This is a genomic window from Geomonas limicola, from assembly GCF_014193675.1.
Lineage (GTDB): Bacteria > Desulfobacterota > Desulfuromonadia > Geobacterales > Geobacteraceae > Geomonas > Geomonas limicola.
Window position 1 is genome coordinate 161,808 of record NZ_BLXZ01000010.1, and the last position, 12,740, is coordinate 174,547.

A 12,740-nucleotide genomic window follows, 5' to 3' on the forward strand; every position below is an offset into this window, starting at 1 on the left:
GTGTTTGCCAAGCTCAAACATGGTCTGACCGGCTCATTCTTTCACGCCGACAACGCGGACCGACCGATCAACCTCGACGACACCCGCGGCGTCGGCATCCGAATCGAAGCGCTCAACAAGTACTTCGACGGCCACCACGTGCTGAAAGACATCAACCTGGAGATCAAATCCGGCGAGACCTTCAGCATCATCGGCCCCTCGGGTACCGGCAAGAGCGTCCTTTTAAAGCACATCGTCAAGCTGGAATCTCCGGACTCCGGCGAGATCTTCATCGACGACATCCCGATTTTCAACCAGCCGCGCGGCGGCGAACAGCGCGACTACCGCTACTCGATGGTGTTCCAGTCCTCGGCACTCTTCAACTCGCTTACCGTGGGGGAGAACGTCGGGCTCTGGCTGAGGGAAAAACGGGTCTGCAAGGAACAGCGCATCCGGGAGATCATCCGGGAGAAACTGGAGATGGTGGGCCTGGTGGGGAAGGAGCAGCTGCGCACCTCGGAGCTCTCCGGCGGCATGAAAAAGCGCGTGGCCATCGCCCGCTCGCTTGCCATGAACCCGGACCTGATCCTCTACGACGAGCCGACCGCGGAACTCGACCCGGTCACCACGGACGAGCTGGCCAACACGATCCTGAAGCTCAAGGAGAGTACCAGGAACACCACGGTGATCGTGACCCACGACCTCAACTTCGCGCTCTACATCTCGGACCGCATCGCCATGATGCACGGCGGCACCATCGTCGAGGTGGGGACGCCACGCGAGATCAAGAAGAGTGAAAACCCCATCGTGCGCGGCTTCATCTACACCACCACCAAGGGGATCAGGGGAGATTAGAACATGGCACTGCCGGGCACTGTGCGCCAGAAACGAGCCTTCCTCATAGCGCTTTCAAGTGCGCTCTTGCTGGTTTCGTGCGCCTCGCTCAAGCAGTCCAAGCCCATCCTCCCGGTGCGCGAGTACGAGAGGATGATCGTGGGACGCCTTGATGCGGAGTACGTCGGTACCAACAACTGCGTCTCCAAGTGCCACGCCCACGACAAGATCACCAGCGACTTCAGCCACTCGGTGCACGGCGAGCAGATCAAGCCGGAGACCGGGCTCCCCCTGGTGAACTGCGAATCCTGTCACGGTCCCGGCAGCCTCGCCATCGCCCACCTGGACGACGACCGCGAAAAGAACATCCAGCTGCAAAAGAAGTGCGACACCTCGAAGTTCCTGGACATCATGAACCTCCCCCCCCAGGCCCAGTCCCTCATCTGCCTCAAATGCCATTCCGCAGCCTCGATCCCCGCCCTGGCCCACTGGAACGCCTCGGCCCACGCGGTGAACGACGTGAGCTGTTTTGACTGCCACAAACTCCACAAGGGCCCCCAGCAGAAGGTGAGCCGCGAAGAGATGGCCGAGATGTGTTTCGGCTGCCACCCCGAGGTGCGCGCCGAGAACGCGCTTTACTCGCACCACCCGCTGCGCGAGAAAAAGATGGTCTGCGTCGACTGCCACGAGGTGCACGGCTCGACCCAGGAGAAGCTTTTGAAGGGGAACACCCCCAAGGAAACCTGCACCCGCTGCCACATGGAGAAGCAGGGGCCCTTCGCCTACGAGCATGGCGACGTCACCGAGAACTGTGCCAACTGCCACACCCCGCACGGTTCGGTGAACAACCACCTCCTGAACGCGGCACTCCCCTTTCTCTGTCTGCAGTGCCACACCGGGCACCTGGTCACCAATACCAACGTAAAGCAGCTCTTCACCAACCGCTGTACTGACTGCCACTCGCAGATCCACGGCACCGATACCCCCTCCCAGGGAGTCACCGGGAGGGGCACCCTGCGTCAGTAACGGCAAAGGAGCCTCGAGGACCAGATGAAAAACCTGCATCCTGCATACGGCGCCCCCTCACTGCTGCTGCTTTTGCTGCTCAGTGCCGGCAGTGCCCAGGCCGAAGCCGAACCGCGCGAGATCGCGCCGGAAGCCGAGCGGGTAGCCGTCGCCGAGGAAGGGCGGGTCTACGGGGCTGACGAACGGGTAGTGGAGACCCTGGAGCAGAAGGGGGGGCAGATCGGCTACAGCTTCCTCGACGTGCGCAACTACGGTGGGCGCGCCGCCCCGTACGGCTATCTGCACTCCTCGCGATCGGGGGGGCTCTTCTACCGGTCCCTCGAGAAGGACGGCAACTTCGAGCTCGAGGGGAACTTCTTAAACGAGAACGACTACCACGGCGACCTCCTGATCGACTACAAGGGGGACTACCGGCTGCACCTGCGTACCGAGGCGCTCTACCACAACCTGGACCGCGAGCTGCTGTTCTCCCAGCCTTTCAACTCGGCCCGGGTGGACCCCCCGCTGCTCGGCCAGCCGGCCAGCTACACCTCGTTCCAGGATCCCGCCACCGACTACGGCATCACGGTGACCCAGGATATCGCCGAGTTCCGCTACCGGCTGCACAACTTCCCGCTGCACGTGAACCTGGGCTACTGGCGGCTGGTGCGCGAGGGGACCCTGCAGCAGCGCTATGCCGACACCGGCTTCGAGGGGGATACCAACCGGATCCTCGCCGAGGCACGCCAGATCCGCCAGGTGACCCAGGAAGGGCGCCTCGGGGTCGATGCCCACCTGGGGTGGGTCGATCTCATCTACGACTTCAGGGTGAGGGCCTTCGAGGACCAGGTGCCCATCCCCACCGCGAACTACCTCGCCCGCAACAGCGGTTTCGGTACCGTCGCTACCCCCGAGAGCGTCGGGGGCGTCCAGCAGCACAACGAGAACCCCGACAGCATCTTCTTCTCGAACACCGTGAAACTGCACACCTCGCTCACCGGCGGCATCGTCGGGAGCGCGTCCTACAGCATCGACCAGCGCGAGAACCTCTCCCGGCTCATCGATACCGCAGGGATCAAGCACGCCCAGGTGAACCTGCAAAACGCCGCCGGCGACTTCGTCTATACCCCGTGCAAGGAGTTTTCGCTGGCGGTCAAGTACCGCCGCCAGGAACTGGAGAACGACAACCGCGGCGCACTGCTCAGCAGCAATTTCGTCGACCCGCAGCAAAGCGTGAAAGCGCCGGTGGACAGCACGAAGGACCTGGTGCTGGTGAACATGGCCTTCAAGCCGCTCACAGGTATCACACTCAACACCGAGTACCGCGGGGAGATGGTGCACCGCGACCACGTCTCGGACCTCCCCAGTACTACCACCTGGGCACTGCCGGCCAACACTGCCACCCAGAAGGGATCCCTGGCCTTGCTCTACCACCCGATCAAAGGGTTGCGGATTACCGCCAAGTACGCCTACGCGACCACCGACCACCCGGCCTACGGCAACTCCTACCAGCAGCACCACGAGGGGCAGCTCCTGGCGACCTACACGGCCAGCCGCTGGGGTGCGAGTGCCAACGTCCGGGCGCGCCGGGAATGGAACGACAGCATCGAGCACTTCATCGTGAGCCCGCCCCCGTTCAGCAATCCCGCCGGCTGGAGCGCCTCGAGCCCGCTGTCGCGCACCCGCGCGGTCCAAGACGTGAACCTGAGCGCCTGGGTGAATCCCGTGAAGCGGCTCGCCCTGTCGGCAAACTACGGCTGGCTCAGCAATTCCGTGGACCAGGCGGTGCTCTTCACCGGCGTCGCTGTGGGGAGCGAGGCCGCCAGCAACTACCTAAGCCGCGCCCACGTCTACGGGGTCAACGCGACCCTGGCCGCGACCGAGGACCTCGACCTCGCGCTCTCCCTGCAGCAGATCCGTTCCCAGTCGGCGTTCAGTCCGCAACAGGTGACCTTCGCAGGGAACTCGGGAGACACCTCGGGGATCCGCGAGATCACCCGGCAGGACACCGTGATAAGCTCAGTCGCCTGGCGCGGCGAGTACCGTTTCACCAGGCAGTTTTCCGGCAAGCTCGAGTACACCCTGCAGGATTACCACGAACGAAATCAGGCTTATAGCTACCAAAACGGTACGGTGCACGCCGTGGTGGCTTACCTGGCAGCCAAGTGGTGACAAAGAGGTAGCCCCTGAAACTGATCCGTACTATACTGCTGCTGTTGGTCATGGCTGCCCTGCTCCCCGCCGCGGATACCCGTGCGGCCGGAAAGCTCGTGGCAGCGCTTTTGACCTGCGATATCCCGCGCTACCGCGATGCGCACCGGGCTTTCGTCAAGGCACTGGTACAGAAAGGGTACGATCAGAGCAACATCGAGGTCATCACCCAGACCCCCAATCCCGACCCCATCTCCTGGGCCAACAGCATCCGGAAATTCAATGCGATCGGCGCCGACCTCATCGTCACCTACGGCGCGCCGGCCACCATGACAGCACTGCACGAGGCGGGCGACGTCCCGGTGGTCTTCGCCGACGTCTACGGTCCGGTGGAAGCCGGTGTGGCACGCAGCCTCACGTCGACGGGCCACAACATGGCCGGGGTGAGCTGCAAGGTGCCGCTGGTCACCCTGGTGAAGACCGCATTGGAGATCAAGCCGATCAAGGAACTCGGGGTGGTGTACACGGGGCGCGAGGAAGGCTCCATGGTGCAGCTCAAGGAGTTGCGCAAGATCGCAGCCCAGTACGGGGTGATCCTGGTGGAGGTGAACCTGGCGGGGACCAGCGGCATCGATGCCGCGCTGGCCACCATGTTCAACGCGCGGGTCGAGGGGATCTACGTCACCGAGTGCACCGCCGGGTCGCGCGGCTTCGAGAAGATCGTGCACCGTGCAGCCGAGTCGAAGATACCTACCTTCTCGCAGATGCCGGGAGCGGCGCAGAAAGGGGCGTTGCTCTCCCTCGAGGCGGACCCGGCCGAGCAGGGGCAGGTGGCGGCGGACTATGCGGCGCGGATCCTCGGCGGCAAAAAGGCGGCCACGCTGCCGGTCGCCACGCCCAAGAAGGTCGAGCTCGTGGTCAACATGAAGGTGGCCCGGGCTTTGGACCTGCACGTGCCGTTCCCGGTGCTCTCCGCGGCGACCCGGGTGCTTAAGTAATCGGTTTGAGGTGGTAATGAGAAAAATCCTGATTGTGGACGACGATGCTCCGTACCTGGATGCCCTGAGGGAGCAGATCCGTTCGCTCTATCCGCTGCTTGCGGTGGTGACCTGTACCGACCCTTTCCAGGCCCTGGCCGTGCTCAGGCAGGAGGCGGTGGATCTCTTGCTGGTCGACCTGGAAATGCCAGTCATGGACGGTACCAAGATCTTCAACTTCGCGGTGTCGCTGGGGATGGACAAGAACCGGATCGTGATCCTTTCCGGGCGCGATTCCGACTACCTGCACGAGCAGTTCCCGATGGGGACCTGTCTTGCGGTCCTCAACAAGTATGAGGCCAAGCAGAAGGCGGTCCTGGACATGATCTTCAGCTCGATGCAGCGCAAGGCGGCAGGCGGCTGAGGCGCGAGGGGGCTGGCCCCGGCAGGGGGCCTCCCGATGCGGGGCCGATTCCCCACAAGATGGCGCAGTTCCAGCTCCCCGGTCTCCCGGGGGCTTTTATTTCTGACCCTGAAGGAGGTGCCCAACCAGGTTTGGCACGTCTTGGCGGTGGTGCTGGAGGAGTTTCGATGGGAAAGATGATGCGGTTAACCTGCTACGAGCAGAAACACCTGAGGCCGGAGTGGCAGGACGCCATCAGCGGTGTCGGGTTCGAGCTCTTCTTTGCGGAACTGGTACAGGACCTGGCCCGTTTCGGGATCACCCTGGAGCGCGGCGACGGCTCCGGGCAGGTCATCGAGGTGAAAAGCTACGCAGACCTTTTGAACGCGGTGCGCATCGCCTCGCCCTCGGACGGCATCAGCAACGTCTGCGTCGGTCACGTCATCGGCAAGAGCCCGCACCTCGACCCGCAGGAGGACATCAAGCGCGCGGTAAACCGGATTGCCTTCGCGCCGGAGACCGTCCCCCCCGACGACGAGAACCGCCGGGCCTGCCACAACTGCGGCTGCGGCTGCTAGAGTAGTTGCGGATTAAGGCGTCGCAAGGTGGGTAGGGCAATCCCGTGCGGCACTGTCGGTGGTAGGCAAAGGGTGAAAGGGAAACTGAGAGGGCGAACGCAAGTTCGCCCTCTCTGCTCTGGTTTAGATGTTGAAAAGCTCTGCCCTCGGCTCTCCGTGCTGTACCGTCAGGATGGCGTAGCTCGCCGGAAACCCCTGCTTCAGCGTCCCCGGATTTACCAAAAGCATCCCCGATTCGATCTGAACTGCCGGCAGGTGCGTGTGACCGTAGAGAATCACCCCGGCTCCCACCTCGATCCCTCTCTCGATCAAAAAGCTCAGCCCCGACTTGACCCCCTGGTGGTTGCCATGGGTCGCCAGGACCCGGCAGGGACCGATCTCCAGGATGAGTTCGCGGGGGAGGCTCGCATCGAAGTCGCAGTTTCCCGCCACCCGCAACACGGGAACTTCCAGGACTTCCGCCAAAAGCTCCGCGTCGTCGGCCCCGTCACCCAGGTGGATGATATGATCTACCGGGCCCGCCAGTTCATGAGCCTTTAGTGCCAGGGGGAAGTTGCCGTGGCTGTCCGAAATGACCAGTATCCTCATGATCTCCTCAGCGTCGTTGCATAACCGGCTCGCGCCTTGCGCCGAAATAATGCTAGAATTCCTGCTGGTCCTCGCTACTTCGGCCGAACCGCTCCGTGCTTCCGGGCCGGAGGCTTTTTCATGAAGGGCCGGTCCACTGATATAGGACAGGTGTAGGTCCGCTGACAAGTAAAAATTTTCTGGAGGTATCATGAGAAACAGGTGGCTGATCTGGACCGCCTTCGGGACAGGCGGGATCCTGCTGCTCTTTGGGATCTGTGTGCTGGTCGCTACCGCCCTCATGGGAGACAACGAGGGGGGGAGCGGCGACGGCGTCGGGCTGGTCGAGGTGAAAGGGGTGATCGTGGACGGCCAGGACACGGTGCGCCAGTTGCGGGCCCTGAAAAAGGACAAGCGGGTCAAGGCGGTGGTATTGCGGGTCGACTCCCCCGGCGGTGTCGTCGGGCCGTCTCAGGAGATCAGTGCCCAGGTGCGCGAGGTCGCCAAGGTGAAGAAGGTAGTGGTCTCCATGGGGAGCGTCGCCGCCTCGGGCGGGTACTACATCTCCGCCCCGGCCACCAAGATCTTCGCCAACCCCGGCACCATCACCGGCTCCATCGGCGTGCTCATGAAGTTCTCCAACCTGGAAGGGCTCATGGACAAGGTGGGGATGAAGGCCTACACCATCAAAAGCGGCCAGTTCAAGGATGTGGGCTCCCCGAACCGCGAGATGACCGCCGAGGAGCGGGCCATGTTGCAGGGGGTGATCGACAGCACCCACAGCCAGTTTGTGCGTGCCGTCGCCGAGGGGAGAAAACTCCCGGTTGCCACGGTGGCCGCCATCGCCGACGGCCGGATCTTCTCGGGGGAGCAGGCCCTGGCTTTGAAGCTGGTGGACCGTCTGGGGAGCATGCAGGACGCCATCGAGGAGGCGGCCCGCCTGGGCGGGGTGACCGGTGAGCCCTCCATTATAAAGCCGCCCAAGAAACGGACCTCGGCCTGGGACCTCCTGGTGGAAACTGCCGCCGGCCAGTTGGGGCTGTTGAAAGGCACCGGCGACGGCGTCAGTGTCGATTACCGGATGCAGTAGAGGCAGGGGGTGAAGGGCAGGGATTAGGGACTGAGAGGCAGGGGCTAGGGGCTGGGGATTAGGGACTGAAAGCAGGGGCTGGGGACTAGGGACTAGGGAAAGGCAAAAGCAAAGGGTGAGGATAAACAGGGACTGGAAGGGTTAGAGTAACATCCTGCTGTCTTAACGAGATGCTTCAGATTACTGAAGGCGCCTGCGTACCCGGCGAGGGAGGTGCTTAACTAACTCTCGGTTTTACCTAGCCCCGAACCTGCAGTCCCTCGTCCCTGTTTCTCGAGTCCCCAACCCCTAGCCCCTAGCCCCTAGATTTACCTTGACAAAAACGCTAGCGTATATATACTCAGTTGCTTCGAAAAAAGGGGGACTACGTCCTTGAAGATACGTATCGATGAGGTTAAGAAAAAGCGGGTCGACCTCAACGAAGAGGAACCAGCGGCCCACTATCCGAATCTGGTTGAAATGGAACAAGCCGGCGAGTGCAGCTTCACGGCGCCGGTACATACGGAGCTTTCGGCGGTCTGGGAATACGACCACGTACGTGCCACCGGCAAGGTGACCACCGCTGCGAAACTCTCCTGCTCGCGCTGTCTGGCCGAGTACGAGAAACCGGTCAGTTCCAACTTCACAATTTTCTACACCCAGACGTCGGGTGATCAGCTCGACGAAGAGGTGGAGCTCAGCGACGAAGACCTCATCTCGGTCTCCTACCAGGGAGACGAGATCGAGGTGGACTTCGAGATCGCCGAGCAGGTAATGATGGAAATACCCTTCAAACCTCTGTGCAGCGAGGATTGCAAGGGGCTGTGCACCGAGTGCGGCGCAGACCTGAACCAGGGCGACTGCGGCTGCGATCGTGGTACGGTGAGTTTGAAAATGAGTGCCCTGAAGAAGTTAAGCATAGACAAGTAAAAGGAGAAACCGATGGCTGTACCTAAGAAGAAAACCTCCAAATCGCGTAAAAACATGAGGCGTGCTCATGACTTCCTGACCCCTCCCACCGTCTCGACCTGCCCCCAGTGCAAGGCTCCCAAGCTTCCGCACTGCGTCTGCCCCTCCTGCGGCACCTACAAAGGTCGCCAGGTGCTGAAAGCCGAAGAAGTCTAACGTCGCGTTGAACCTGCCGTGACTGTTCGGAATCCGCTCCGTAGGGGAAATATGAGAGTTGCAGTGGATGTGATGGGGGGCGACAACGCCCCTCATGTCGAAGTTGAAGGTGCAGTGGCGGCGGCGCGCGAATTCGGCGTGCCGCTCACCCTGGTCGGTGACCGCGAGCGTGTCGAGGCCGAATTGGCCCGCCACGACTGCACTGGACTTGATATCGAGTTGTGGCATGCCTCCGAGGTCGTGGGGATGCACGACTCCGCCTCCGACGCGGTTCGCAAGAAGAAAGATTCCTCGATCCGCGTCGCCTTCGAACTGGTCAAAGGGGGCGAGGCGGCCGCGGTAGTCAGCGCGGGTAACTCGGGCGCCACCATGGCGGCCGGGATGTTCGTGCTGAAACGGATGCGCGGCATCGATCGTCCTGCCATCGCCCAGTTGCTCCCCACCCTGACCGGCTCGACGCTGGTCCTGGACGTGGGCGGCAACGTGGACTGCAAGCCGGACCACCTGGTGCAGTTCGCCGTGATGGGCGAGGTCTACGCCCGCTTCGTCATGGGGCTGCAGTCCCCCCGGGTCGGCATCCTCTCCAACGGCGAGGAAGCCAGCAAGGGGAACGAACTCACCCGGGAAACCAGCGTGCTGTTGCGCGAAAAGCCGCTCAACTACATAGGCTACGTGGAAGGGCGCGACGTCTTCAACGGCTCGGTCGACGTGGTGGTGTGCGACGGCTTCGTCGGCAACGTAGTCTTAAAGCTCTCCGAAGGGCTTGCCGAGACCGTCGGCAAGATGCTCAAGGCCGAGATCAAATCGAGCCTCCTGTCCCAGATCGGCTACCTCCTCTGCCGCAAGGCTTTCAATAATTTCAGAAAAACGGTAGATTACGCGGAGTACGGCGGCGCCCCCCTGCTGGGTATCAACGGCGTGGGCATGATTTGCCATGGCGGCTCCAATCCCAAGGCGATCAAGAACGCGATCCGCTTCGCCTATGACTATGCGCTCAAGGGCGTGAACTCCCGGATGGCCGAAAAGCTGGACGAGAGCTTCCCCAAGAGTGTGCGCGAACGCGAGGCCAACGAGGCCCCCGCCGACGCTAAGGAGAGGGTAGTCTCATGATTCGAGCAAAGATCACCGGAACGGGATCGGCACTTCCCGAGAAGGTACTCACCAACTTCGACCTGGAGAAGATGGTCGACACCTCCGACGAGTGGATCGTCGCCCGCACCGGCATCAGCCAGCGGCGCATCGCTTCGGAAGGGGAGTACACCTCAACCTTCGCCACCCAGGCCGCCCAGCGTGCCCTCGAGGCCGCCGGCGTCAGTGCCGAAGAGATCGACCTGATCATCCTCGGCACGCTCACCCCGGATTTCCCGTTCCCCGCCACCGCCTGCCTGGTGCAGCAGAACCTGGGCGCTAAGAACGCCTTCTGCTTCGACCTCTCCGCAGCCTGCTCCGGTTTCGTCTACGCCCTGGCCACCGCCGAGAAGTACCTGCTCTCCGGGACCCACAAGAAGGCGCTGGTGATCGGTGCGGAGGTGCTCTCGCGCATCATCGACTGGAAGGACCGCAACACCTGCCTGCTCTTCGGTGACGGCGCCGGTGCCGTGGTGCTCGAGGCCGTCGAAGATGGCGACCACGGCCTGCTGTCGACCCACATGTACTCGGACGGCAACTTCTGGGAGATCCTCTACCAGACCGGTTCCGGCAACCGCAATCCCGCGACCCAGGCGAACCTGGACGCAGGACTTGTGTACCTGACCATGCAGGGGAACGAGGTGTTCAAGTACGCGGTGCGCGCCATGGCCGAGGTCTCGATGGAGGCCCTGGAGAAAAACGGCGTGACCGGCGAAGACCTGACCCTCTTCATCGCGCACCAGGCGAACCAGCGCATCATCGATGCGGTGGGCAAGCGCCTGAACCTGACCGGCGAGCGGGTCTTCGTGAACCTGGACCGTTACGGCAACACCTCGGCCGCGTCGATTCCCATTGCGCTCGACGAGGCGGTGCGCGGCGGACGCGTCAAGGAAGGCGACCTGGTGCTGCTCTCCGCATTCGGCGGCGGTCTCACCTGGGGTTCCGCACTCCTGCGCTGGTAGCTGGACCGACAACTTACTCTTTTAAAAGCTTGGGGGGCGGGTCTTAGATCCGCCTTCTTTGCGCCGTAGCACCGGCTGCCGCTTACGTAAAAGTTTCCTAGGGCGGCCTTCGCTGCGGCCTGACATCTCCCGGCGCGGTACCGGCCGGAAAATCGCGAGGTATCGACATGAGTCATGCATTCATCTTCCCCGGCCAGGGGTCGCAGCATCCGGGCATGGGGCGCGAGCTTGCCGAGAACTTCAAGATCGCCAAGGAGAGCTTCCAGGAGGCGGACGACGCCCTCGGGTTCAAACTCTCCACCATGTGCTTCGAGGGTCCCGAGGAGGACCTGAAGCTCACCGCCAACACCCAGCCGGCCATCCTGGCCGCCAGTGTCGCGGCCTACCGGGTACTGAAGCAGGAGTCCCCGCTTGCCGCGAGCTTCGTGGCCGGCCACTCGCTGGGCGAGTACTCGGCCCTGGTAGCCGCAGGCGCCCTCGATTTTGCCGACGCGCTGCGCACCGTGCGCGCCCGCGGCAGCTTCATGCAGGACGCGGTACCCGTCGGGGTGGGGGCCATGGCCGCCATCCTGGGGGTCGAGAACGACGTCCTTGCCGAGATCTGCCAGGAGGCGGCGCAGGGCGAAGTAGTTTCCCCGGCCAACTTCAACTCGCCGGGCCAGATCGTCATCGCCGGCCACGTCGGTGCCGTTACCCGCGCCATCGAGATCGCCAAGGCGCGCGGCTTCAGAAAAGCGATGCCGCTACCGGTAAGCGCCCCCTTCCATTGCGCCCTGATGCAGCCGGCCGCCGAGCGTCTGGCCGGGGTTCTGGAAAAGGTCCAGGTCTCCCCGCTGGTGACCGCCGTAGTGAGCAACGTGGAAGCCAAGCCCAATACCGACGCCGGCCGCGTCAAAGGTCTGCTGGTCGACCAGGTCTGCTCCCCGGTGCGCTGGGACGAGTCGGTGCGTTTCATGGTCGCCCAGGGTGTCACCAATTTCGTGGAGATCGGCCCGGGCAAGGTGCTCGCCGGTCTGGTCAAGCGCATCGAGAAAGAGGCCCAGACCCTTAACGTGCAGGACGTAGCCGGGGTGAAGGCCCTGACGGAGGTGGCATAACATGAGTCTTAACGGACAGGTAGCCGTAGTAACCGGAGCTTCCCGCGGCATCGGCCGCGCCATCGCCCTGAAACTTGCCGCCGAAGGTGCCGCCGTGGTGGTTACCGCAACCAGCGTCGAGGGGGCCCAGAAAACCGCCGACGAGATCGTCGCAGCCGGGGGCAAGGCGCTCGCCGTCAAGGTGGACGTCTCCCAGGTGGCCGAGGTGGAGGAACTCTTCAAAAAGACCGCCGACGCCTTCGGGCGCCTCGACATCCTGGTGAATAACGCCGGGATCACCAAGGACGGCCTCTTGCTGCGCATGAAGGAGTCCGACTGGGATGCCGTCATCGACGTGAACCTGAAGGGTGCCTTCAACTGCACCCGCGAGGCGGCCAAGGTGATGAGCAAGGCCCGCTACGGCCGCATCGTCAACGTCTCCTCGGTGGTCGGTGAGATGGGGAACCCGGGCCAGGCGAACTACTGCGCCTCCAAGGCCGGCATGATCGGCCTCACCAAGTCGGTGGCAAAGGAACTCGCGCGTCGCAGCGTCACCGTGAACGCGGTAACCCCCGGCTTCATCGAGACCGACATGACCAGCGAACTCTCCGAGAAGACCCGCGAGTCCTTGCAGGAACAGATCCCGATGGGGCGCCTGGGGGGCTCGGAAGACATCGCCGCGGCGGTACTTTTCCTGGTGTCCCAGGGGGCTTCCTACATCACCGGTCACGTTCTCTCGGTCAACGGCGGGATGTACATGTAGGGTAGGGAAGGGGCCGAAAATTTTAGCTTGCGGGCCCTAAAATACCTTTTGCAAATTCGCTTTGTGCATGCTATGAAACTAGGCGTGTTTTTTCCCAACTAAATGTCTGAACAAAATCAACTG

At 62.8% G+C, this 12,740-nt stretch carries 14 protein-coding genes; 13 read left to right on the top strand and 1 reads right to left on the bottom strand.

Going from position 1 to position 12,740, the window contains the following annotated elements; genetic code table 11:
- The 6 genes from H7688_RS20600 to H7688_RS20625 all read left to right on the top strand — a co-directional run bounded on the left by H7688_RS20600 (window position 1) and on the right by H7688_RS20625 (window position 5,927).
- Entirely contained in the window at window positions 1-834 is an 834-nt protein-coding gene (locus tag H7688_RS20600; RefSeq protein WP_183363159.1) for an ABC transporter ATP-binding protein, read from the top strand.
- Window positions 835-837: 3 nt separating this feature from the next.
- Window positions 838-1,839, top strand: a complete 1,002-nt coding sequence (locus H7688_RS20605) for a DmsE family decaheme c-type cytochrome (RefSeq protein WP_183363160.1) — start codon at window positions 838-840, stop codon at window positions 1,837-1,839.
- Between the two features lie 24 nt (window positions 1,840-1,863).
- Window positions 1,864-3,990 carry a hypothetical protein gene (locus H7688_RS20610; protein ID WP_183363161.1) on the top strand — a complete coding sequence of 709 codons (2,127 nt, stop codon included), beginning with the start codon at window positions 1,864-1,866 and terminating at the stop codon, window positions 3,988-3,990.
- Between the two features lie 50 nt (window positions 3,991-4,040).
- Complete coding sequence (locus tag H7688_RS20615) at window positions 4,041-4,967, top strand: ABC transporter substrate-binding protein (RefSeq protein ID WP_183363162.1); 927 nt, start codon at window positions 4,041-4,043, stop codon at window positions 4,965-4,967.
- Window positions 4,968-4,983: 16 nt separating this feature from the next.
- Entirely contained in the window at window positions 4,984-5,370 is a 387-nt protein-coding gene (locus tag H7688_RS20620) for a response regulator (RefSeq protein ID WP_183363163.1), read from the top strand.
- Window positions 5,371-5,537: 167 nt separating this feature from the next.
- On the top strand, window positions 5,538-5,927 hold the full coding sequence (locus H7688_RS20625; RefSeq protein ID WP_183363164.1) for a hypothetical protein: 390 nt from the start codon (window positions 5,538-5,540) through the stop codon (window positions 5,925-5,927).
- A gap of 123 nt (window positions 5,928-6,050) precedes the next feature.
- Here the strand turns inward: H7688_RS20625 and H7688_RS20630 are convergent, their stop codons facing one another.
- Window positions 6,051-6,515 carry a metallophosphoesterase family protein gene (locus H7688_RS20630; RefSeq protein ID WP_183363165.1) on the bottom strand — a complete coding sequence of 155 codons (465 nt, stop codon included), beginning with the start codon at window positions 6,513-6,515 and terminating at the stop codon, window positions 6,051-6,053.
- A 190-nt stretch (window positions 6,516-6,705) separates the two neighbouring features.
- Between H7688_RS20630 and sppA the strand changes: the two genes are divergently transcribed.
- From sppA to fabG, 7 genes are all read left to right on the top strand, one after another.
- Entirely contained in the window at window positions 6,706-7,584 is an 879-nt protein-coding gene (gene sppA / locus H7688_RS20635; RefSeq protein ID WP_183363166.1) for a signal peptide peptidase SppA, read from the top strand.
- Window positions 7,585-7,956: 372 nt separating this feature from the next.
- Complete coding sequence (locus H7688_RS20640) at window positions 7,957-8,493, top strand: YceD family protein (RefSeq protein ID WP_183363167.1); 537 nt, start codon at window positions 7,957-7,959, stop codon at window positions 8,491-8,493.
- A 12-nt stretch (window positions 8,494-8,505) separates the two neighbouring features.
- A complete protein-coding gene (gene rpmF / locus H7688_RS20645; protein WP_183355610.1) occupies window positions 8,506-8,688 on the top strand; it encodes a 50S ribosomal protein L32 in 183 nt (60 codons plus the stop codon).
- Between the two features lie 51 nt (window positions 8,689-8,739).
- Window positions 8,740-9,798 (top strand): phosphate acyltransferase PlsX, encoded by a 1,059-nt coding sequence (gene plsX / locus H7688_RS20650; RefSeq protein ID WP_183363168.1) that lies wholly within the window; start codon window positions 8,740-8,742, stop codon window positions 9,796-9,798.
- Window positions 9,795-10,778 carry a beta-ketoacyl-ACP synthase III gene (locus H7688_RS20655; RefSeq protein ID WP_183363169.1) on the top strand — a complete coding sequence of 328 codons (984 nt, stop codon included), beginning with the start codon at window positions 9,795-9,797 and terminating at the stop codon, window positions 10,776-10,778. Before plsX ends, H7688_RS20655 begins: the two co-directional genes overlap by 4 nt.
- A gap of 167 nt (window positions 10,779-10,945) precedes the next feature.
- A complete protein-coding gene (gene fabD / locus H7688_RS20660; RefSeq protein WP_183363170.1) occupies window positions 10,946-11,875 on the top strand; it encodes an ACP S-malonyltransferase in 930 nt (309 codons plus the stop codon).
- 1 nt (window position 11,876) lies between these two features.
- The gene (gene fabG, locus H7688_RS20665; RefSeq protein WP_183363171.1) at window positions 11,877-12,617 is read left to right on the top strand and encodes a 3-oxoacyl-[acyl-carrier-protein] reductase; all 741 of its coding nucleotides are present in this window, start codon (window positions 11,877-11,879) and stop codon (window positions 12,615-12,617) included.
- Window positions 12,618-12,740: the final 123 nt, after the last annotated feature.

Coding starts and splice junctions, on each gene's coding strand:
- H7688_RS20605 (WP_183363160.1), top strand. CDS start 838: ATGGCACTGCCGGGCACTGTGCGCCAGAAACGAGCCTTCCTCATAGCG.
- H7688_RS20610 (WP_183363161.1), top strand. CDS start 1,864: ATGAAAAACCTGCATCCTGCATACGGCGCCCCCTCACTGCTGCTGCTT.
- H7688_RS20615 (WP_183363162.1), top strand. CDS start 4,041: ATGGCTGCCCTGCTCCCCGCCGCGGATACCCGTGCGGCCGGAAAGCTC.
- H7688_RS20620 (WP_183363163.1), top strand. CDS start 4,984: ATGAGAAAAATCCTGATTGTGGACGACGATGCTCCGTACCTGGATGCC.
- H7688_RS20625 (WP_183363164.1), top strand. CDS start 5,538: ATGGGAAAGATGATGCGGTTAACCTGCTACGAGCAGAAACACCTGAGG.
- H7688_RS20630 (WP_183363165.1), bottom strand. CDS start 6,515: ATGAGGATACTGGTCATTTCGGACAGCCACGGCAACTTCCCCCTGGCA.
- sppA (WP_183363166.1), top strand. CDS start 6,706: ATGAGAAACAGGTGGCTGATCTGGACCGCCTTCGGGACAGGCGGGATC.
- rpmF (WP_183355610.1), top strand. CDS start 8,506: ATGGCTGTACCTAAGAAGAAAACCTCCAAATCGCGTAAAAACATGAGG.
- plsX (WP_183363168.1), top strand. CDS start 8,740: ATGAGAGTTGCAGTGGATGTGATGGGGGGCGACAACGCCCCTCATGTC.
- H7688_RS20655 (WP_183363169.1), top strand. CDS start 9,795: ATGATTCGAGCAAAGATCACCGGAACGGGATCGGCACTTCCCGAGAAG.
- fabD (WP_183363170.1), top strand. CDS start 10,946: ATGAGTCATGCATTCATCTTCCCCGGCCAGGGGTCGCAGCATCCGGGC.
- fabG (WP_183363171.1), top strand. CDS start 11,877: ATGAGTCTTAACGGACAGGTAGCCGTAGTAACCGGAGCTTCCCGCGGC.